The sequence below is a fragment of the Petrotoga miotherma DSM 10691 genome, assembly GCF_002895605.1.
Taxonomy (GTDB): Bacteria; Thermotogota; Thermotogae; order Petrotogales; family Petrotogaceae; genus Petrotoga; species Petrotoga miotherma.
The window spans coordinates 1-21,746 of record NZ_AZRM01000018.1 but is presented as its reverse complement, the minus strand read 5'-3'; the positions used below and the strand labels follow the sequence as shown (position 1 = coordinate 21,746).

Sequence of the window (21,746 nt, the reverse complement as noted above, 5' to 3'; positions counted from 1 at the left end):
TTCCATGGCTCTGTTATATTCAGTATCTGTTCAAAAAATTTTGGTAACTCTTTTCTCATCTGGTATCACTCCCTATATGTTTTGTGTTCTTCTACATGATACCAGATTATTTAATCATTTGTTCATATTTCATTTTTTCTACCCACACTTTTTGGAAGAGAACCTAATTTTTTAACTATTAAAAACGAGCAGATAAACCTTTATAATAAAATTGAAAAATCAAAATTTGTTGATTATTCTAAGATTGATTCTGGAGATATAATGAGTAGGTTATTGTCTGATATTGAGGAAAATGCTTATACAATGGCCCTTGTTCTACCAACCATGTGTTCTAACTTTTTAAATTTAATAGTTATTTCTATTATATTGACTTATCTGAACTGGCAACTATTTTTGATTGTACTTGCTTCTTTACCTTTCTATTGGCTTATTATAAGAAGTTCACAAACAAAATTGCAGAATTACTCAAAAATAGAAAGAAAATCTTTCGGAAAATTAACTTCTTCTATAAAAGAAAAGTTAGATGGTCAATTAATTATTAAAGTATTTGGGAAAACAAAATACTTTTCAAATTCATTTTCTATGGATGCGGAAGACTGGGCTACACAAGCGACTAAAGCAGGGATATTTCAAATAACCATTTTAAATATAGCCTTTTTTATCAGTTATGTAATTCCTGTGATTATCTTAGGATTTGGAGGATTACTTGTTATAAGAGGGAACATGTCTTTGGGAACATTAATAGCTTTTTATTCTTTTGTACCTTGGATATATGAACCCATAGGCATAATAAATGAAAATTTGGTCCAATTACAACGGGCTGAACCTCTGGCTGAAAGATTCTTTGAAATCCTCGATATGCCTGAAGAGGAAGATGAGGGTATATATCCTTTCCCTAAGGATTACGATGTCGAATACAAAAACGTCTCATTCAAATACAGAGATGAGATAGTTTTGAAAAACATAAATCTTTCCATTGGCAAAAACGAAAAGGTAGCGTTGGTAGGAACGAGTGGATCCGGCAAAAGTACGATGGTGAGTCTTCTTGTGAGATTATACGATCCCACAAACGGTAAAATACTATTGAGGAATAAAAACATAAATGATTACAAATTACAAGAAATCAGAGAAAAGATAAAGTTAGTAAGGGGTAATGAACCCTTATTCAACATGACGGTCAAAGAAAACATAATGTTGGACGATGAATTCACTGAAGAGGAATTCATGAAGGCGGTAAAGAAAGCGAAGGTAGATAAATTCATAGGGCTTTTAGATGAAGGATACGACACGGTAGTGGGAGAAAGGGGAAGTAAATTATCAGATGGGCAAAGGCAGAGAGTAGCGATAGGGAGAGCATTGATAAGGGAACCAAAGGTATTGATATTGGATGAAGCAACGTCAGGGGTAGATTCTCAAACAGAAGAAGAAATATTCGATGAATTGAAAGAATACGAGATGACTTTGATAATAATATCCCACAGATTATCGACGATAAGAAAAGCGGGCAAGGTGATACTGCTGAAAGATGGGGAGATTAGAGGAGAAGGAGCACACGAAGAGTTACTAAAAAATTTTCCCATTTACAAAGAAATAATAGAAAGTCAGTTGGTTGTATGAAAGATTAATTAGCCATTATGTTCGTAAGAGAACTAATTTTATTATTAAATGGAGGGATGAAGGATGGTAAATGCTTTTGTTGCAAATTTCAAGAAAAATTTTATTGAAATGAAGAGATATTTTTTTGACACAGTTTCTTCATTCATAATACTTTTCATCATCTTCTATCTTATATTTTTTGGATTTAAGATAGCAAGTGGACCTAATTTTGGAGATACCATAGATGGGATCATTGTGAGTTATTTCATGTGGATAATGTTTTTAGCTTCGTTCCAAGGTGTTTCATACTGGATAATTCAAGAGGCAGAAAGAGGAACTTTGGAACAACTGTTTATGTCTCCTATAAAATTTGAGTTTCAAATGATTTTTCATGTGATAAGTGATTTTTGTATAAACGTTCTAATGATAGTACCTTTAATGTATTTAGCAGCTTTTACAACAGGAAGAACTTTGAATTTCGACCTTTTTACTCTCCTCTATTTAATTATTCTTGGTTCTATTAGTGCGGTTGGTGTTGGTTTAATTCTGGGAGGAATGGCTTTGATATTTAAAAAGATTTCTTCATTCATTCAAATATGTACTTTTGCTTTCCTTGCAATTTTGATGTTTGAAGTTGATGCACTTTGGTTTGAACTTTTGCCAATGGTAAAAGCAACAGGGATGATGAGAAGAATGGCGGTTACAGGAACAAAATTTTATCAGTTCCCTATTCAAGACCACGTTATTTTGTGGATAACTGCAGCTTTATTTCTTTTGGTAGGAATAATTATATTCAGGGGTTTTGAAAAACGTGCCATGGTTAAAGGAACTCTGGGACAATATTAAAGGGTGGTGAAATAGATGAACGTTATTGAAGTTAATGATTTACTAAAAAGATACCCACAAAGAACTTCAAAAGAAATGCTTACAGCAGTAGATAAGATTTCATTTCATGTAAAAGAAGGAGAGATCTTCGCGCTCCTTGGCCCAAATGGTGCAGGAAAAACAACTACCATCAAAAGTATATGTGGCCTTCTTGTTTTCGATGAAGGAAAGATAAAAATAAAAGATTATGATTTGAAAACAGAAAGGTCTAAAGCTCTTAAACAGATAAGTGTAGTTTTGGAAGGGAGTAGGAACCTTTATCACAGGCTAACCCCAATTGAAAATATACAGTATTTTGTTGGGATCAGGGGGAAAAAGATATCGAAAAATGAAGCCTTAGATATTTTAGATTTTTTGGGAATTAAAGAAAAAGCCAACGAAGTGGTTTATACACTTTCAAGGGGAATGCAGCAAAAAACAGCCCTAGCTGTTTGTTTAGCAGCGGATACTGATGTTCTACTATTGGATGAACCTACTCTTGGGCTCGACGTAATTTCTAATGTAGAATTTAGAAGATTGTTAACAAACGTGAAAGAAAGAGGAAAGAGCATTCTACTTTCTACTCATGATATGGCATTAGTTGAAGAAATAGCTGATAGAGTTGCGATAATAAACAATGGGAAAATAGTTGTGTGTGAAGATAAGAAAAAGCTAATGGATGTATTCAGTGCAACAGGTTACAAGATTAAAGTAAGATCAGAAGATACCTTAGAGAGAGAACTTAATAAAATTGGTATTACAGAATTGACAAAAGAGGGTAACGTTTACGACCTTACAGTTGACTTAAAAACATCTTCAGAATTATATGAGGTTATTGATTTTTTCAAATCACGTAATGTAGAAATAGTGAGCATAGAAAAACAAATGGTGAATTTCGAAAAGATATTCATTTCATATACTAATGGGGATAGGGGAAGACAAAACTAAACTCTTGGCGGGATTTTATTCACTCTTTCCCGCCCACTTTTATTCTAGGGTCAAGAAATCCGTATATTAAATCTAAAATTACGATACCGCCGATGTACAAAAGAGTTGTAAAAGACAAATTACCCAAAAGAACAGGAATATCATCTTGCTGAATAGCAGCCCAAAAAAGGTTCCCCATTCCAGGCCAATTAAATATACCTTCGATTATCAATGCCCCAGAAAAAGAATCAAGCACAGATAAAACCGACATTGTTAAGATCGGTGGAGCCGAAGCTCTTAAAGCGTGCCCAAACAAAACTTTTCTTTCAGGAATACCCCTAGCCCTTGCGGAAATTATGAAATCATTCTGTAAATTTGCTAACACTATATTTCTCGATAAATATGCTCTCCCCCAAAAACGAAAAAAAACAAGCGTAGTTAAAGGTAAAATTAAATGATACACAATATCTCCAAATCTTTTTATTAAACCCTCAGGAGGCGGGATGCTAAATATACCTCCAGAAGGAAATAAAGGTAATTTGAAAGAAAAAAACATAATCATTACCAATCCAACCCACCACGTTGGAAGGCCATAAAAAATCATTGTAAGTATTGAAGTTGTTTTGTCCATAAATCCCCCAGCTTTTTGAGCCTTTTTTATTCCCAAGTATACCCCCAAGAAAATATCTATGATAATAGCGATAGTAAAAAGAAGCATAGTATTAGGTACTCTTTCTAAGATAATTTTAATAACATCAGTTTCTCCTTTAAAAGATCTTATAGACATAGATTGACCATAATTAAAAGTGACAGTATCGAACCAATCAGAAAAAATCTCAGGTAATATTGGTCCTTCCAAAAGGTAGCTATAGTGAAGTTTGAACATCACGTTGAAAAGTACAGAATACACAAAAATAATTGCAAAATAAATCATAACCCCCATTAACATCCTTTTAAAGGCGTATCTCCAATACATAAACGTAACCACCTTTATATCTTTTCATCAAAATTAAAAAACCCCACATTTGTGGGGATTTTTTAAATTTTTTCTACTTCCTGATTTATCTCTTTGTACCTATAACAGGCAACGTAATGACCGTTTGAATCTTCTACCAACTCTGGATCGTCAACATTCTCAAAACATTCAGGCTGTGCATAAATACACCTTGGATGGAATCTACATCCCTTTGGTATATTTGCTGCAGATGGAATCTCTCCCTTTATTGGCAATTCTTTTATTACGTTTTCTTTTCCAGGTAAAGGTTCTGGTACTGCTTCTATCAAAGCTTTAGTGTAAGGATGTAAAGGTCTTTCAATTATTTCGTCTGCATCGCCTAACTCAACTATTCTTCCAAGATACATAACAGCTATCCTGTCGCAAAAATATCTAGCGGTTGATAAATCATGAGTTATGTAAAGATACGTAAGACCTAAATCCTGCTGAACCTCTTTCATCATGTGGAGAATTTCTGCCCTAGTTGATAAATCGATCATAGAAACTGGTTCATCGGCTATTATGAAATCTGGAGAAAGAACTAAGGTTCTTGCGGTTGCAACCCTTTGTCTTTGCCCTCCACTGAGCATGTGAGGATATCTATCCATGAACTCCTCAGGGGGTGTTAACTTTACTTCATTTAGAACATTTTTTGCTATATTTTCAATTTCATAAGGATCTTTGGTTTTGTTATGAATGATCAAGGGTTCCGCCAAAACATCTCTTACCCTAAACCTTGGGTTCATCGAAGAGTAAGGGTCCTGAAAAATCATTTGTACATCTTCTTTATACTTCTTAATTTCGTCAGTGGAAGATAAAGAAGTAACATCTTCACCCTTAAATATTATTTGGCCCTCTGTGGGTTCTTCTAATTTCATCAATAACCTACCCGTAGTTGATTTTCCGCAACCAGATTCTCCAATTAAACCAAATATCTCTCCCTTTCTTATATCAAAACTTACACTATCCACGGCTCTAACCCATCTTCGTTTACCTTGAAATACTTCTGAAATGGTTCTTCGCAAGGGAAACCATTTTTTCAAATTTTTAACAGTCATTATGATTTCATCATTCATCAAAACACCTCCAACAAGCTGCAAAATGTCCGGGTTCAATTTCCTTTAATGGTGGTTCTTCTACTTTACATCTATCGAAAGCAACCGGACAACGCTCATGGAATCGACATCCACTGGGTGGATTGAGTAAATCAGGTGGTACACCTGGTATAAAAGCAAGTTCTTCAACTTTTTTATGTAAACGAGGTGTAGCTCCCAGTAAACCTTTTGTATATGGATGTGCTGGCCCCTGGGGACCATAAATGTGATGGTTCTCTCCTATTTCAGCTATCTTACCTGCATACATCACCATTATCCTGTCTGCTACTTCCGCTTCGGTAGCTAAATCATGGGTTATAAAGATAAAAGACAAATTAAGCTCTTTTTTTAGTCTTTTCAAAAGGTTTATTATTTGAGCTTGAACGACAACATCTAACGCTGTAGTAGGTTCATCGGTGATGATCACTTTGGGTTCTAGAAACAATGCCGTGGCTATTACTACACGTTGTTTCATACCTCCTGATAATTCATGAGGATATCTCTTTAAAATATCTTCTGATAACCCCACCTGATTTAAATATTTTTTAATTATGGCGAAAGCCTTATCTTCTTCCATTTCTCTATGGGTTTGAAGGGTTTCCATCATCTGTTTTTTAATGGTGTAAACTGGCGTCAAACTATTCATGGCCCCTTGAAAAACCATAGAAATCTTTTCCCATCTAACTCTTTTACGTATAACAGATTCTTTTAAGGGAACTATATCTTCACCATCTATATTAATCTCTCCACTTACAATTTTGCCTGGAGGGCTTGGCATTCTCAAAAGTCCCATGCCCAACGTTGTTTTACCACATCCAGACTCTCCAACAAGCCCTAAAGTTTCCCCCTCTCTGAGAGAAAAACTCACATCGTCCAATCCTTTTACAACACCTTTTCTTGTATAATAATACACTTTTAAATTTTTAACATTTAAAATTTCATTCATTCATATCTACCTCGTTCTCAATTTTGGATTTAAGATGGTGTCCATTGCAAAACCTAAAAAGGCAAAAGTCATACCTACTAAAGCGATAGCAATTCCAGGAGGTACAACCCACCACCAAAGACCGTTTGTTACGGCTCCGCCGTTCATGGCATCGTGGAGAATTTGCCCCCATGTAACTATTGTGGCATCTCCTAAACCAAGCAAACTAACGGTTGCCTCGTAAAGAATAGCGTTTGGAACATTCAAGGCCATACTTGCAAAGGCATATGGAATCAAGATCGGAACCATATGTCTGAAAATTATTCTTCTATGCGAAGCGCCTAAAGCTTTTGCAGCTTCAACATATGTCTCCTCTTTTATTTGTAAAGCCATGCTTCTCACTGTTTTAACAGGGCCTACCCAAAAAAACAAACTCATCATAAGAATAAGGCTCCAAATAGAGGGCTTAAATATTGCTGATAAAACAATTAAAACAGGAAGAAGAGGTATGTTGATAAAAATTTCCCAGATTCTTTGCATTATAGAATCAACTATACCGCCATAATATGCAGAAACAACTCCATAAATTACTCCTACTGACACTGAAATTGCAGATGTCATAAGCCCTATGAACAAAGCCCACTTTATGCCTGCTACTAATCCACTCCAAACATCTCTTTTAGAGTTATCTGTACCTAGTAAACCAGAAACGCTTCCAGAAACAACTAACCTTGTATCTTGTATAGCAGTATCCTCAGTCATTTTTATTAGATTAATATTTAGCTTGTATGTCCCATTTAATGGAGTTGGATTTGAAAAAAGCTCACCATTGGCTTGTGAAAAAAGTACAGTATTTACATCAACCCTCGGCGGTAAATTTTGCACATATCTCCTAGCAAAACTTTGAACGTTGTTATTTGCTTCATTAATAATCGATATTCTAAAGTCTTTTTCCGTGTTCGAACTGAAACTTTTGTTCACCAGGCTGATTTTATTACCATCTGGACGTTCCAAAACAATATTCAAACTAAAGTTACCTTTAAAGGCCCCTCTATATATTAAATCAACGGGCGGAACGTCATAATCGTACTCATACTCTATAACTGTACTTAATTGAGTTATTGGGCCAGAAATATTTTGTTCTGTATATTCTAAATCCTCAATATATTCAGTCGGTGTATAATCCTTTTGAGAAAACCAATTTATCCAAACTGGCGGGACACTTCGAGGGTTATCTTCCCAATATGTAATATCCCTCCACCTTGTAGAAGCTTCGGGAAATGGGATTAAAAATTGTTCAAAAACAACTAAAACTATAAAAAGAAGTAAAAGAATAATTCCAGCTATACCAAATTTAACTTGCTTAAACTCATCCCAAAAATCTTTTAACTGCTTAGCAGCACGTTTTGTTTTATTCACGCTTTCCCACCAACTTTTATTCTAGGGTCTAAGAAGCCGTATATCAAATCCAAAACAACGATACCAGAAATGTATATCAGCGTTGTTATAGAAAGGTTACCCAAAAGGACAGGAATATCGTTCATCTGAACCGCTGCCCAATAAAGGTTCCCCATTCCAGGCCAACTGAATATACCTTCAAACACCAGAGCACCAGAAAAAGAAGCTAACAACGATAAAAGTGACATAGTTAAAATAGGAGGAGCAGAGGTCCTTAGAGCATGACCATATAAAACGGATCTTTCAGGGATACCTCTTGCCCTTGCGGACATTATGAAATCTTCTTGAAGATTTCCTAAAACTATATTTCTAGTTAAATAAGCTCTTCCCCAAAACCCGATGAACACTAAAGTAATTACAGGTAAAGCCATATGGTATAAAGTATCAAGTAATCTTCCAAAAAAGGTTGTTGGAGGAGGGACACTGTTCATACCTCCTGATGGGAAAATAGGTATTGCAAATGCGAATAACATAATCATAACCATTCCAAACCACCAAGATGGCAGACCGTATACCCCCATGGTGATTATAGAAGTAGTCTTATCCATCATCTTTCCAGCTTTCTGAGCCTTTTTTATGCCCAACCATACACCTATCAGAATATCGATAATTATCGCGGTAGTGAACAACATCAAGGTATTGGGAATTCTTTCTAAAACTATTTTAAGAACATCCGTTTCACCTTTAAAAGATCTCATTACAGTTGACTTCCCATAATTGAAAGTCAACGTATCGATAGCCCTCCAAAAAATTCTGGAAAGTATAGGGTCATCTAAGTGGTACAATTGACGAAGCTCACCGATCCTTCTCTGCCTATATTCTACCAAATATTCAGGATCTGTTCCTACCTGTGACATCTTCATCATTTCACCGTTTACTTGCTCGACTATTTGACTATTTAACGTCTGATCCATTACCGTGTTAAATAAGGCTGAATATATGAAAATGATTACAACATAGATAACAACACCCATCAATATTCTTCGAACAGCATATCTCCAATACATACGGTTAATCACCTCTGTATATAATTCAACTTTTCTAAAAATAGGCTCCCATAAGGGAGCCCGTAAACTTTAAAAATTACTTTTTAGAAGATTAATACACAACGATTGTTGTTGAATAAGTGGATGGAATTGCTCCTTCCGATCTTGCAGTTACTACAACCGCATAAGTACCAGGTTCTAATGTATTAAGCACGTCTCCGGGTATAGTTGCAACAAATGTTCCAGCTGTTTCTACTTCAGCCTTGAAAGTTTTTGGTCCTTCCGGTGTGATCAAGGAAACTTCTACGTCCCCTTGAGGAGCGGGGGAATATGTATCGTATGGGTAAAGAACCTCAGATACATAGATCGTAACCGGTAGGTCTAACCCTCTTATAGCAGCAAAAGCAAGATCTATACTATCAACGTTCAGTCTAACCGTTTCAAAGTACTCATTCCAGTATCCACGTTCGAATGGGTATCTCTCATCTCTAACAGCCGTTAATTCGACAAAACGTGCACTTGGATCATATTTCGTCATCTTGAAAGAACCGTTCCCTATATAAGCATGGTTGTATTCATTGACAAAATCAAGTGCTGCTTGGTATCTTTCAACAGCTTCGTCGGGTGTAATCATATCTTCAATGTAAATAGGTACGTACCTTTCATCGATCATCTTTTGTAGTTCTGCTTTAATATCGTTAACCGTTGCAGGCTCAAGTACATCCACTTCGTAGACGTTCCCACCTGCGGCTGTTGATGAGAATGTGTACTCTCTTCCTGACACTCCTCCATGTTCAACCAATCTTGTCAAAGCTTCAACAATTTCCCAAGAAACACCTATTGGTTGTCCTGATTCAGAAACTGTCCAATCAGGGGCCCCCCAAGAAGCTAAGTACATATCATCAACTGGGAAGTTGTAATCAAACCATACCGTTATTGAACCATCTTCATTTACTTTTCTTGCAACCTCAACTTCTAATCCAGGCATTGCGGAAGCAGAGTAAGTTGCATCGTACCTTGAATCACCTTGTCCAGAATCAACTGAAAGGTCCCATGAATAGGATCGTTCATACATGTAATCCAGTAAACTTTCAGAGACCCCATGGTTCCAAACACCGTATATTATATCGTAAGTACAAACACTAATAGATGTAACGCCTGGTCCTACAGGTACCCATTTTTTACTGTCAGGATCAACTCTAAGAGCATCCTCGGGAACCTCTATTAAACCAACCATTTCACCATTTTCATCAATTTCAAATTTGGTGTCCAACGTATCCATCCTTGGAACAACTTTTGCAGGTGTAAGATCAGCTGAAGCTGGACTTTCAAACATCCCGTAGTCGTACATGTTCGAAGCAACGTTTATGGAATACATATCGTTGAATCCATCCGTTCCTATTGGATCCCAAGCCCCCATGAACAAAGATCCTTGGGCAGAGAATTGAGTGACCCTCAAAACTCGATCAACCGTATCCGCTGTTAAAATCGACCACTGATTGAGTCCGTCTCCAAGTCCGTATACCATTCGTCTGTTGAATCTATCTTTGTTCGCAACATAGAAGTCTTCTTGGTAGGTCAGATATATTCTAACGGAATCTCTTATACCCAGTTCAGTTGCCCTCAGAATCATATCCCAATACTCTTCTTCTGTTGCAAAATTCCCTGAATAAACCTTTTGAGTTAGCTCATCGATCTCATCTTGTTCATAATTCCAAAATGTTGGCTCTTGACCTCCTGGCATATTAGCATACCAAGGTGCATACATTTGGGCAACAATATGGTGCCAGTACTTTCTCGTAGCACCTGCACCCCAACCTTCCGTGTATATATGCCATTGTAAGTCTGCAGGGTTTGAGTAATAAGCGATATCCACTGCTGCATATCTGTCTATTTCTAACCTTTCAACCTTTATACCAGCTTTTTCAATTTGATCGGCTATGTATCTACCTGCTGGCAACCTTCCTGTAGGATCGTCTACACGAATTAAGAACTTCAACGTGACTGGTTGTCCATCGAAAGTCCACCATTGACCGTCCTTTACCAACCTTCCTTTATTTTCAGGCAAATTGGCAGCTTCATTCATAGCGTTTTCTATCATTTCAAGAGCTAGCTCTTGGTTACCTTCAGGAGTAAAACCCATTGTTGCGGTTATATCAAGGTACGGTTGTGTACCCGGCTGTCCTGGGGTTGCCATCGTATACATTACTCCACCTGCACCTTGAAGAATCTCGTCGACTAAATACTGTCTATTGATTAGGAAGTTCATAGCAAACCTTACTTCTTGAATCGCCAACGGATTAAAATACTCCACGCCGTCAACATTCACCGTATAGGGAGGCTCGTTTGGTATAGGATTGAGTAATAAAGACCAAGAACCTGATGGAATGTTGTAAATATCTAAATTTTCAAGCACTGATTGGGGCAAAGAATTAATCACTGGAGCCCCCACGCCGTATAAAAAGACATCTACGTTTCCAGCTGCGACATCTTGTATTGCGACATCTTGTTGCATTCTCACATCGAAATACACTTTATCCGGCATAGGTCCCTTTTCTGCTAAGGCAAAAGCAGAAATCAAAACAAAAGTAACCAACAAAAAAGTTGCTACTTTCCTCATAATACCCCTCCTTTAAGATTTGTAAAATCCAAATTGAAACCAACTTACCCACAACAAAAACTTAAAATTACAATATATTGTTACTACTTAACAATATTTTCAATCCCATAAACAATTATAGTAAAGTTTACAGAGATTGTCAAGTAGAAAAAAACTAATTAACAGTAATCCAAGGTGTTTATTGCCAATTATTCCCAAATAATGAAGAAAATTTCAATAATGCTAACTTTTTCAAATTTTCAATTAATTTCTTGGTATTTACAAAGATAGGAACTTAAATCTTGAAGGCGCTTTCTTAACTAAAGAAAACTCTCCCCACTTTTTTAAGTTTAAATAGTAATTGTAGCTAATTTTGGAAAGAATGGTTTGATGTTCGAGAGGTTTGAAAAAATGGTGGACTCATGCTGGTGGGCATAATAAAAAACCCCACAAAGTACGTGGGGTTTATATTAATTACAAGCCTAAGGCTCGTGGATCCAATGCATCTCTTATAGCATCTCCGAATAAATTGAAGGCAAGAACCGTTATGATGATAAACAATCCTGGTAAAAGTACCCAAGGGTAATTGGTTAAAACTTGGATATCCTGAGCCTGAGAAAGCATCAATCCCCAAGAGGCTCCAGGTTCTGTTACTCCCACACCCAAGAAACTGAGACTAGCCTCTCCTAAAATATATCCTGGAATGGATAACGTGGCCGAAACGATTACGTAAGTATAGGTATTCGGTAATAAATGGTTCCAAATCACTTTTCTTGGAGGATATCCTATTGCAATAGCTGCTTGAACAAACTCTGTTTGTTTCAAACCCATAGTCATCCCTCTTATAACCCTTGTCATTGCAGGCCAACCAATAAAAGATAAAATCACGACTATCAAAAGATACCGAATCTCTGGAGAGATACCTGTAGGCAAAACAGCACTTAAAGTTAATATCAAATAAAGGCTAGGGATCGACATCAATATTTCCGTAAACCTCATAGTCACTTCGTCTATCCATCCTCCAAAGTATCCTGCCAAACCGCCTAAAAAAATACCTATTGTAAATGTTAATAATATTCCAATCAACCCTATAGAAAGGGAAATACGGGAAGCAAAGAATATCCTACTGAAAATATCCCTTCCATATTGGTCTGATCCCCATACATACAGTATCCCATCGTTTGAAAAATAATCGGACAGCGAAGGTAATTTTGGCTTTTCAACTCCAAATAAATGTAAATTTGTTGGGAAAAGCCCTAAAAGCTTGTAATCCCACGAATGAATAAAGAATTCGATAGGATAATTTTTCAAATTAACCGCTTGCAAATCTGAAGGGGTCAATACAACAGGCATAAAATCAAAATAAACATTTATTTCTTCCAAAGTTGTGAAAGTATCTATACTGATAATTTCCTGATTTCTTATTTTAGGAGCGTATCTATAATCACTTTTGTAAGTATTAATTGCCATACTTCTATTATCTTCGTTAACAACAATCGTCTCTCCACTCAAAAGTTTTGAAAATTTAACGTTATAAAGGCCATCTTCAACTGAAACTGGACCATTTAAGTTTTCTTCTTTAGTAAAATAAGATAAAGGAATCAAATTCTGATCGTATTTACGATTGGTTGCTAATTCAATGTACTCCCCATCTGCAGTTTTCGCCATGATGGTATTTTTAAATGTATAAGTAATATCTGAAACTGTTGCATTGTATGTTGGATTGTATACACCCAATTCAAAGGTAGTTAAATTACCCGTTTCGGGATCCTTTGCCTTAATTATATCCAAATGGGTTGCTTCTACATAATCACTTTGGTATGTTATTGGATCTCTTTCACTCATATACAGATAAGTGTGAGGGCCAACTCTTTCTCCAGTGAATAAATCTTTTCTATAAATCGTAGAAGGAGGAGCAAATCTATACTGAATATGGTTATTAAATGGATTCATTGGAGAGACAAAATCTGCAAATATAGCCAGTAAATATAAAATGATCAATACAACAAGTGATATCATTCCCAATTTATGCCTTCTTAATGCCCTCCAAATAAGTGCAGGGGTTGACATGAATTCTCGCTCAAAAAGTTCTTCGTCGTTTTGTGTGTTTTGAGGTGTGTTCTTCAAATTATTCTTCTGCTTTTTTCTCACTTAAAAATCCCTCCAATTTAAGCACTCATTCTTAATCTGACACGAGGATCAGATGCAGCAAGTAAGATATCAGCGATCAAATTACCAGTAATTAAAAGAATACCTTGCAAAAACAAATTGGCCATTACCAAATAAATATCTTGCTGGAATATCGCATCCCTCATCAACGATCCTAAACCTGGCCATGAAAACACGTATTCCGTTATCAACGCACCACCCAATATCGTAGATAGGCTGAATCCCAGTGAGGTAATGACAGGATTGATAGCATTTCGCAACGTATGCTTGTAAATGACAACGTCTGAAGGCATCCCCTTTGCCCTTGCAAACTCAGCATAATCTTGGTTCATCTCATCTAACATCTGGCCTCTCATAACACGCATAGTTCCAGCAAGAGATGCCGTTCCCAAGGTAACTACAGGACCAGCCACATGCCAGAAAAAATCAGCTATTTGTTTGTACCAAGGAAGATTAGCAAATTCTCGTGATAGCATCCCACCGATTGGAAATATCCCGGTATTTGCGGACCACATTAACCATAATAACGCAAAAAAGAAGTTCGGAATTGAAATGCCTATGAGTCCAAGAGTTGAAAGAGATTGGTCTGCAAATTTGTATTGGTGAAGCGCTGCTGTTATTCCTAAAGGTATACCAATCCCCCAGGTAAAGATAAAAGTTGTCACTCCCAATAAAAGTGTGGCTTCTAGTCTTCTGAGCATCACCTCCCAAACACCTATTTTATAGACGAAAGAGTATCCCCAATCTCCTTTTAGAATGTTTCCTAGCCATATAAAATACTGAGTTACAGGATTTTTATCTAACCCATACAATGTCTCTAATTCTTGAATCTTCTCGCGACTAATATTGGGGTTTATTCTATATGTATCTAAAAAATCACCGGGAGCCAATTGCATTACAAAAAATGAGATAACCGATACTCCTAACAACACAGGTATAGCAAGAATAAGTCTTCTAACTATATACTTAAGCAAAATTGAAGCCTCCTTACTATGATTTTAAAAAGGCAGAAGGTTTCCCTTCCGCCCTTTTTTACCAAACCTAAAAATTACTGTTCTTTCCAGGCGTACTCAATTTTCCACAAACCTGGTGAGTAGGAATAACCGTAAGGGTTAATCGTTCCATACTTCTCTACAGGATACAAATGTAAGGTATTTTTATGCATGTTCAAGTAATTCTGCGAAATTGTATAAACTAAGATCTGATTCTCTGAAATCAACATTTGCCATTCGTCCCAAAGTTTTTGGAGCTCATCTTTATCTAAAATTGAACGTTGAACTCTCATAATCTCGTCAATTCTTTTTTCAGCAGGGTGTACCCAATATTCATTTGGATCAACCCATTCCATAACTTCGGGAGACCAATTCCAGAAGTGTAATCCACCATCTAATAACCAAACATTTGTACTCCATCCAGGATCGTCTCCTCCGACTAATCCAATGATAATTGCATCCCAGTTAGCTGAGTACATTCTCTGAACCATCGCATTGAACTGTATAGGTCTGTAATTAACTTTGATCCCTAGTTTTGCTAAGGAATCAACTAAAATAACAGCAATTTCGTTTCTCACCGTATTTTCTCCGTTGGTGTTCAATTCAAATTCGACGACGTTTCCATCCCAATCGACTAATTCACCTTTATCATTCCAATTGAAACCTGCTTCTCTTAGTAATCTCTGTGCTGTAACCAGAGAATATCTGAATCCCAACTCCTCGATTTCAGGGTTGTAGAAAGCAGAAGAATTAGTTCTTGGGCCATAGCAAGGTACGGCTAAACCGTTGTACAGTGTTTCTATAATAGTTTGTTTATCAAAGGCATACGCTACAGCTTTTCTGAAATTATCGTTTCTGAACCATTCTCTATGAACAGGATCAGCTGCGTTGAAATTGAAAGCCACAAAGTTTGACCCGGCGGTTGCTGGTCCTACTATTACATTCCATCCCTTCTCCTCCGCTTGAGCTCTCAAGGCTGGGAAATCCTTAGCAGCAGGACCATGCATATCTACTTCTCCTGCCTCAAATCTCAACCTTGCAACATTGGTGTCTGTCACTATTTCGAAGACAATTCTATCTAAGTAAGGAAGTTGGACACCGTCTTTTGCCTTTTCAAAGTAGTATGGGTTTCTTTCTAGAACTACCCTAACTCCTTCGGTGTACTCTGTAACTTTAAAGGGGCCAGCAACTACGAGTTGATCAACTTGTTCTACCGTCCAGGTGGATTGGAAGGTTTCGGCATCGGTTACTTTGTCCTCTAAAACGTGTTTTGGCATTATTGGGAATCCACCGACTGTTTCAAGCCCAAATCTGAATACTGTCGGATATTTGAACATGATTCTATTACCTTCGACAGTTAATTCTGGGAGATTACCTTCAGCGTCCATATAAACATCGTTACCATCTGCCGTTAAATCTGGGACTATTATCTTTTCCCATGTGAACACTACATCGTCAACGGTTAATGGATGACCATCGGACCATTTTACCCCTTCTCTCATCTCAAACCAGTAAAGTGTACCTCCATCTTCTGTACGTTCTACTCCCCAATCTTTTGCAAGTGACGGTTGTGTAGGTTGCCCATAAAAATCGCTACCAAGTAACGACACGTCACCCTGATTGATGATGATAGAAGATGATGTTTCCTGAGCCCAGTAAGTATTTAAAGTTTTTGGGCCAGAAGTTGTTGCAAGGTATAAGGTTCCTCCTCTTTGACCACCTTCCACATCGGCAATAAGCCATTCGGGGTTGTAAGCTTCTTGCGCAAAAATCGTCAAAGCGCTTAAAGCAACGACTAAAAGTACTAACAACTTTCTCATGTGAATCCCTCCTTTAAGTTATTTTACTAACTTACCCTCTTTTTCTTGTGATAAACCTCTATCTTTATTCTCTTTGTATAAGAAACAAGCAACATAATGGTTTTCGTTTATTTTATAATAGTCGGGGTAATCTTTTTTGCATATATCCATAGCATAGGGACATCTTGGGTTGAAAAAACATCCCTTCGGCCTGTTAACTGGACTTGGTACTTGACCTTTAACCAAAAACTTTTTTCTATCTCTTCGTTTTCTTGGATCTGGAAGAGGGGCGGCATTTAGCAAAGCTTGGGAATACGGATGTAATGTTCTATCAAATATTTCTGAGCCATCTCCATACTCAACTAATCTTCCAAGGTACATTACACCAACATGGTTTGAAATGAACCTAACAACCCCTAAATCATGAGAAATAAATAGATATCCAACGTTGAACTCACTCTGTAAAGACTTTAAAAGATTGATTATCTGTGCCTGTACTGAAACATCTAATGCAGAAGTAGGCTCATCCAGGATGATCAACTTTGGATCTAAAATAATCGCACGTGCGACAGCTACCCTTTGTCTTTGCCCCCCAGAAAATTGATGAGGGTATCTGTCAGCATGGTAGGGTTTCAAACCAACTTTTTTCAACATATCAAGCGCAATATTTTTTGCTTCTATTTTATTTTTTGCCATCTTGTGAAACAAAAGCGGTTCAATCAACGTTTGTCCTACCGTCATTCTTGGATTCAAAGAAGATGTAGGATCCTGAAATACTATTTGAACATTTCTTCTAAAATCCGCTCTTTTTCTATCTATATCTTTAAACATATAATCAAAAAATTTTTCCTTTCCATTATCGTAGTAATATTGGATATACTTTCTCTCTTCATCTTCAAGATTTTCAAGAACCTTCTCTTTGCTCTCTAACTCTTCTTCTAATTCATGAGCGTATTCAATGTACTCTTTTTCCAAATACTTTGCCCCAGCTCTTTTACTCATAAAATAATGAGAAGTTTCTTCTCCGTTTAAAAAAATCTTACCCGAAGTAGGATCTTCCAACCTCAAAATCGTTTTACCAATCGTTGTCTTTCCACAACCTGACTCTCCAACCAAACCATAAGTTTCATTTATATCTAAATTTAAATCGATCCCATCCACTGCTTTAATGTACCCGACCGTTCTATCTATTAAAAACCCCTGTTTAATCGGGAAATATTTTTTTAGATTACGGACTTTTAAAAGCATCAAAGAGCCTCCTTTTTATCTATCACATCGTCATAATGAAGAGGAGTAGAATCAGATAAAGGATTAAAACATCTTAGGTAATGATTTTCTTCAACTTCTTTTAACTCAGGCCATTCTTTCCTACATTTTTCAGTGGCATAGGGGCATCTTGGTAAAAAAGGACACAATGGTGGAGGATCCAGCATAACAGGAGGTTGCCCTTTTATCGGGTTCAATAGATCTACCTTTATATCGTGCCTCGGTATACAGGAAAGCAGGGCATGGGTATATGGGTGCATAGGTTTTTCAAAAAGTGTATAAATATCGGCCATTTCCATCTGTGTACCACCATACATTACGATAACCTTGTCGGCTACTTCAGCTATTACAGAGAGGTCATGGGTTATGTATATCATTCCCATATTATACTCTTGTTGCAAATCTTTCATCAACTCTAAAATTTGGGCTTGAATAGTAACATCCAAAGCGGTTGTAGGTTCATCAGCGATTAAAATTTCTGGATTACAAGAAAGGCCTATAGCTATTACTACCCTTTGCCTTTGTCCACCTGAAAGTTGGAAAGGATAGTCATCGATTCTTTCGGCTGGATTGGCAATCCCTACATCATCTAAAAGTTTTATAGCCCTTTCCCTGGCTTCTTCTATGGATACATTTTGGTGAAAAACAATGGTTTCGATCATCTGATCTGCTATTGTAAACATTGGGTTCAAAGAAGACATTGGGTCCTGAAAAACCATCCCTATATGCTTCCCTCTTATCCTTGTAAAATCTTTCTGTTTTAATTTTGCCAGATCAACGAACTCTTCCTTACCGTCTTTACTGAATTCGTTGGTTTTAAATAATATCTGACTTTCTTTGGTAATATAGCCTGGGCTTTTTATCATCCCCATTACCGATTTCATAGATACACTTTTGCCCGATCCCGTTTCTCCAACGATCCCTAAAGTTTCATTTTTACTCAAAGTAAAGGAAAGTTGATTAACAGCTTTGATCGTTCCTTCTGCTACAGGAAAGTGAGTGCTCATATTTCTAACGTCTAAGATGATATCATTCAATATATTCACCTCATAACTCAAAATTTTGCTGTCTTTAGAAGTTCTAAAGCTTGTGTTAGCGCCCCTCGGCCCCGCTCCCACCAATAAGGAAAAAACCTACTCACAACAAACTCTTAGAATTACAATATATTATTACTACTTAACTATATTCTCGATACAATTATAGTAAAGTTTACAGAGTTTGTCAAGTAGAAAAAAACTAATTAACAGTAATCTACAGGATTTATTGCCAATTATTCCCGAATAATGAAGAAAATTTCAATAATGCTAACTTTTCCAAATCTTTATGAAAAAAATTTCATGAATCGTTGTTCAATAATTTTTCTTGTCTTTCCAGAGATCTTTTAATCGTTCTTTTATACGCTTTTCAATTCCAATTTCCTTTGGCGTGAAAAATTGGGTATTTTCAAAACCTTCTGGCATGTAACTTTCCCTAACGAAACCTCCATAATCGTGAGGGTACTTGTACCCATCTCCAAAACCTTGTTTTTTCATTCTTTTGTTCAAAGGATTTATCAATTTAGATGGAACCTCGAAATTATTTTGGCTTATAAACTCTTTGGCTTTAGCGTAGGCAATGTATGCTGAATTGGATTTTGGTGATGAGCATAGATAAATTGTAGCTTCAGATAATGGAAGATAACATTCGGGGTAACCAACATGTTCAGTAGCTATCATAGCTGATACGGCTATGTTTAAGGCATTAGGATCAGCCAAACCAACATCTTCGGCAGATAAAATAACCATCCTTCTTGCTATATACATCGGGTCCTCACCGCTTTCAAGCATATAAGCAAGGTACAACAAGGCCGCATCCACATCGCTACCTCTCATACTTTTTATATATGCCGAAATGAAGCTGTATTTTGCGTTTTTATCGTAAGTTAGTCGATACCCGGTGAAATCTTTTAGAAATTCTAAGTCAATTGAATTGATCCCAGCTTCATTTGCTGTTTCTATTAAATTCATTATCCTTCGGAGATCTTTCCCAGCATATTCTATCAGTGCTTTGCGTGCCTCTTTTGAAATTTTTAAATCTTTGTAATAATCTTCTATTTGTTGGAATAATTTTTCATAATCGTCAGTAGTTAGTTCTTTAGTTTTAAAAACTAATACCCTCGATAACAAAGCAGGATTGACACTAATAGCTGGATTTTCTGTTGTCGCACCTATGAGAGTTAAGTCTCCCGTTTCAACACTTAAAAGTAAGGTATCTTGTTCGGCTTTATTCAATCGATGTATTTCGTCGACAAATAATAATTTGGGTTTTGAAAAAAGATTATCTTTTTGCTCTATTATGTCCTTAATTTTTTTCTTTCCTTCTATAGCCCCTGAAATAGAAAAAACATCGTAATAATCTTTTATTTCGTTTATTAAAGCCCTTACAATCGTAGACTTACCGCTGCCAGGTTCCCCATATATAATGAAAGATCTAACCTTTTTATTCTTTATCCAGGTTTTAAGTATTTCTTTCAACTTTTCGTTACCCAGTACCTCGTCAACCTTTTTTGGTCTAATTATCTCATAAAGAGGTTGTGTACCACTCAATAGTGTTTTCCACCCCTTTTTCTAAATCGTATTTAGGCTCCCATCCTAAAATACTCTTTGCCTTAGCATTCGAAAGTAAGCTTATCTTCACATCCCCATCTCTTTCTGGCTTATAAACCGGATTATTTTCATAGCTTGTTTTCCTTTTCATCACTTCAAAAAGATCATTTACAGTTGTCTTTTTGTTGGTTGAGATATTTATCGTCTCTTTATCCGCTTTATTTATTGATAAAAAGTTGGCTTCAACGACATCAAAAACATGTACAAAATCTCGTACCTGTTCTCCATCACCGTAAATAACTATCTCTTTTTTCTCAACCATATTTTGAGTAAAGATTGCCACTACCCCTGCTTCTCCTTTAGGAGTTTGTTTTGGGCCATATACGTTCGCATATCTCAATGTAGTGTAATTCAGATCATATTGGTGTGAATAAAACTCAATGTATTTTTCGCAAGCAAGTTTTGAAATCGCATAAGGACTAATAGGATGTGGACAATAATCTTCTGAAGTGGGAATAGGAGCGTTATCACCGTAAATAGCTCCTCCTGTAGAAGAAAATACGAACTTTTTAATCCCATACTTAACGGATAATTTCAATAAATTCAAAGTACCCATCACATTAATTTCCGCGTCCCAGTTTGGGTCTTTAACAGAATCGGGAACAGAGATCTGTGCCGCTAAATGAAAAACATAATCAAACTTGTGTGTTTCAAATATTTTCTCCAAAACATTATAATCTCTAATATCTTGTTGGTAAAAAAGAGGCAAAGGTGACAAGAATTCTACATTTCCTGTGGAAAGATTATCGATAACAATTACGGAATGGCCTTCTTTTATCAATCTGTCAACTAAGTTTGAACCTATGAAACCCGCACCGCCAGTAACGAGGATTCGATATTTGTTTTTATCAACCATATTTTACCTCCAAAAGTGATAATGATTTAGCGCCCTTTCACCCCGCAGCCCGCCCATGAGCTTTAAGGGGCTTTGCCCCTTAAGATCCCCAAAATCAAAGTTCGTTTTAAAAAAATTTTTTGCACAAGGCTGCAAAAGGGCTTCGCCCTGTGACTCTCTCAAAAACTTATTTTTGAGAATTTATTGTCGCTCCCCACCCTCTAAGGAAGGGATTTTTCCCCCTTTCACCCCGCAGCCCGCCAGGTCCCACCCTATAACATGTTTCTTCCTCATCAGAAAGAGGATCTTTGGTCGCTTAGATTCCTCCTGCCTACCCACAAAGAAGGAAAAAGAACTTGATACTGTGCCCCCTGTTATATTTATTATAACACCATATTTCTTTTAATGTATTTTTCAATATAAAATAGATTAGATTAAAAAATCTGCTAACATATGGGACTTTTATGTTATAATTAATTTTAAGCCTTTTGAACCTTCCCCAAATTTTAGAAACTGTGGGTAGGCTCTATGGCAAAGCCTTTCCTCAGCTAGGTTGAGTCCCACAGATTCCTACCTTAGAAGGGCGGGCTGCGGGGC

The 21,746-nt window shown here is 36.7% G+C and carries 16 protein-coding genes; 3 read left to right on the top strand and 13 right to left on the bottom strand.

Going from position 1 to position 21,746, the window contains the following annotated elements; translation table 11 throughout:
* Positions 1-126 precede the first annotated feature (126 nt).
* The 3 genes from X928_RS03940 (at position 127) to X928_RS03930 (ending at position 3,408) form a co-directional block, all read left to right on the top strand.
* Positions 127-1,617, top strand: coding sequence for an ABC transporter ATP-binding protein (locus X928_RS03940; protein WP_342749738.1), 1,491 nt, complete (start codon positions 127-129; stop codon positions 1,615-1,617).
* 63 nt (positions 1,618-1,680) lie between these two features.
* Positions 1,681-2,442, top strand: coding sequence for an ABC transporter permease (locus X928_RS03935; RefSeq protein WP_103078592.1), 762 nt, complete (start codon positions 1,681-1,683; stop codon positions 2,440-2,442).
* Between the two features lie 15 nt (positions 2,443-2,457).
* Positions 2,458-3,408, top strand: a complete 951-nt coding sequence (locus X928_RS03930) for an ABC transporter ATP-binding protein (protein WP_103078591.1) — start codon at positions 2,458-2,460, stop codon at positions 3,406-3,408.
* Positions 3,409-3,427: 19 nt separating this feature from the next.
* Here X928_RS03930 and X928_RS03925 read toward each other — a convergent pair whose 3' ends face one another.
* From X928_RS03925 to X928_RS03865, 13 genes are all read right to left on the bottom strand, one after another.
* Positions 3,428-4,363 (bottom strand): ABC transporter permease, encoded by a 936-nt coding sequence (locus X928_RS03925; protein ID WP_103078590.1) that lies wholly within the window; start codon positions 4,361-4,363, stop codon positions 3,428-3,430.
* 62 nt (positions 4,364-4,425) lie between these two features.
* Entirely contained in the window at positions 4,426-5,457 is a 1,032-nt protein-coding gene (locus X928_RS03920; RefSeq protein ID WP_103078589.1) for an ABC transporter ATP-binding protein, read from the bottom strand.
* Positions 5,450-6,421, bottom strand: coding sequence for an ABC transporter ATP-binding protein (locus tag X928_RS03915; RefSeq protein ID WP_103078588.1), 972 nt, complete (start codon positions 6,419-6,421; stop codon positions 5,450-5,452). The genes X928_RS03920 and X928_RS03915 overlap by 8 nt, the downstream gene beginning before the upstream one ends.
* 6 nt (positions 6,422-6,427) lie before the next feature.
* Positions 6,428-7,819 carry an ABC transporter permease gene (locus X928_RS03910; protein WP_103078587.1) on the bottom strand — a complete coding sequence of 464 codons (1,392 nt, stop codon included), beginning with the start codon at positions 7,817-7,819 and terminating at the stop codon, positions 6,428-6,430.
* A complete protein-coding gene (locus tag X928_RS03905; RefSeq protein ID WP_103078586.1) occupies positions 7,816-8,865 on the bottom strand; it encodes an ABC transporter permease in 1,050 nt (349 codons plus the stop codon). Before X928_RS03905 ends, X928_RS03910 begins: the two co-directional genes overlap by 4 nt.
* A 91-nt stretch (positions 8,866-8,956) precedes the next feature.
* Positions 8,957-11,464 (bottom strand): ABC transporter substrate-binding protein, encoded by a 2,508-nt coding sequence (locus X928_RS03900; protein WP_103078585.1) that lies wholly within the window; start codon positions 11,462-11,464, stop codon positions 8,957-8,959.
* Between the two features lie 453 nt (positions 11,465-11,917).
* The gene (locus X928_RS03895) at positions 11,918-13,594 is read right to left on the bottom strand and encodes an ABC transporter permease (RefSeq protein ID WP_103078584.1); all 1,677 of its coding nucleotides are present in this window, start codon (positions 13,592-13,594) and stop codon (positions 11,918-11,920) included.
* Positions 13,595-13,611: 17 nt separating this feature from the next.
* Complete coding sequence (locus tag X928_RS03890) at positions 13,612-14,586, bottom strand: ABC transporter permease (RefSeq protein WP_103078583.1); 975 nt, start codon at positions 14,584-14,586, stop codon at positions 13,612-13,614.
* 74 nt (positions 14,587-14,660) lie between these two features.
* Positions 14,661-16,424, bottom strand: a complete 1,764-nt coding sequence (locus X928_RS03885) for an ABC transporter substrate-binding protein (RefSeq protein WP_103078582.1) — start codon at positions 16,422-16,424, stop codon at positions 14,661-14,663.
* An 18-nt stretch (positions 16,425-16,442) separates the two neighbouring features.
* Positions 16,443-17,651, bottom strand: a complete 1,209-nt coding sequence (locus X928_RS03880; protein WP_103078581.1) for an ABC transporter ATP-binding protein — start codon at positions 17,649-17,651, stop codon at positions 16,443-16,445.
* Positions 17,651-18,676: an ABC transporter ATP-binding protein gene (locus tag X928_RS03875; protein ID WP_169926298.1), complete on the bottom strand. Its 1,026-nt coding sequence runs from the start codon at positions 18,674-18,676 to the stop codon at positions 17,651-17,653. Before X928_RS03875 ends, X928_RS03880 begins: the two co-directional genes overlap by 1 nt.
* A gap of 342 nt (positions 18,677-19,018) precedes the next feature.
* A complete protein-coding gene (locus X928_RS03870) occupies positions 19,019-20,254 on the bottom strand; it encodes a replication-associated recombination protein A (protein WP_103078579.1) in 1,236 nt (411 codons plus the stop codon).
* Positions 20,229-21,170 (bottom strand): NAD-dependent epimerase/dehydratase family protein, encoded by a 942-nt coding sequence (locus tag X928_RS03865; protein ID WP_103078578.1) that lies wholly within the window; start codon positions 21,168-21,170, stop codon positions 20,229-20,231. The genes X928_RS03870 and X928_RS03865 overlap by 26 nt, the downstream gene beginning before the upstream one ends.
* Positions 21,171-21,746: the final 576 nt, after the last annotated feature.

Excerpts from the sequence above, each read along its gene's own strand:
- X928_RS03885 (WP_103078582.1), bottom strand. The coding sequence starts at position 16,424 with ATGAGAAAGTTGTTAGTACTTTTAGTCGTTGCTTTAAGCGCTTTGACG.
- X928_RS03905 (WP_103078586.1), bottom strand. The coding sequence starts at position 8,865 with ATGTATTGGAGATATGCTGTTCGAAGAATATTGATGGGTGTTGTTATC.
- X928_RS03875 (WP_169926298.1), bottom strand. The coding sequence starts at position 18,676 with ATGAGCACTCACTTTCCTGTAGCAGAAGGAACGATCAAAGCTGTTAAT.
- X928_RS03935 (WP_103078592.1), top strand. The coding sequence starts at position 1,681 with ATGGTAAATGCTTTTGTTGCAAATTTCAAGAAAAATTTTATTGAAATG.
- X928_RS03925 (WP_103078590.1), bottom strand. The coding sequence starts at position 4,363 with ATGTATTGGAGATACGCCTTTAAAAGGATGTTAATGGGGGTTATGATT.
- X928_RS03930 (WP_103078591.1), top strand. The coding sequence starts at position 2,458 with ATGAACGTTATTGAAGTTAATGATTTACTAAAAAGATACCCACAAAGA.
- X928_RS03900 (WP_103078585.1), bottom strand. The coding sequence starts at position 11,464 with ATGAGGAAAGTAGCAACTTTTTTGTTGGTTACTTTTGTTTTGATTTCT.
- X928_RS03920 (WP_103078589.1), bottom strand. The coding sequence starts at position 5,457 with ATGAATGATGAAATCATAATGACTGTTAAAAATTTGAAAAAATGGTTT.
- X928_RS03880 (WP_103078581.1), bottom strand. The coding sequence starts at position 17,651 with ATGCTTTTAAAAGTCCGTAATCTAAAAAAATATTTCCCGATTAAACAG.
- X928_RS03915 (WP_103078588.1), bottom strand. The coding sequence starts at position 6,421 with ATGAATGAAATTTTAAATGTTAAAAATTTAAAAGTGTATTATTATACA.
- X928_RS03865 (WP_103078578.1), bottom strand. The coding sequence starts at position 21,170 with ATGGTTGATAAAAACAAATATCGAATCCTCGTTACTGGCGGTGCGGGT.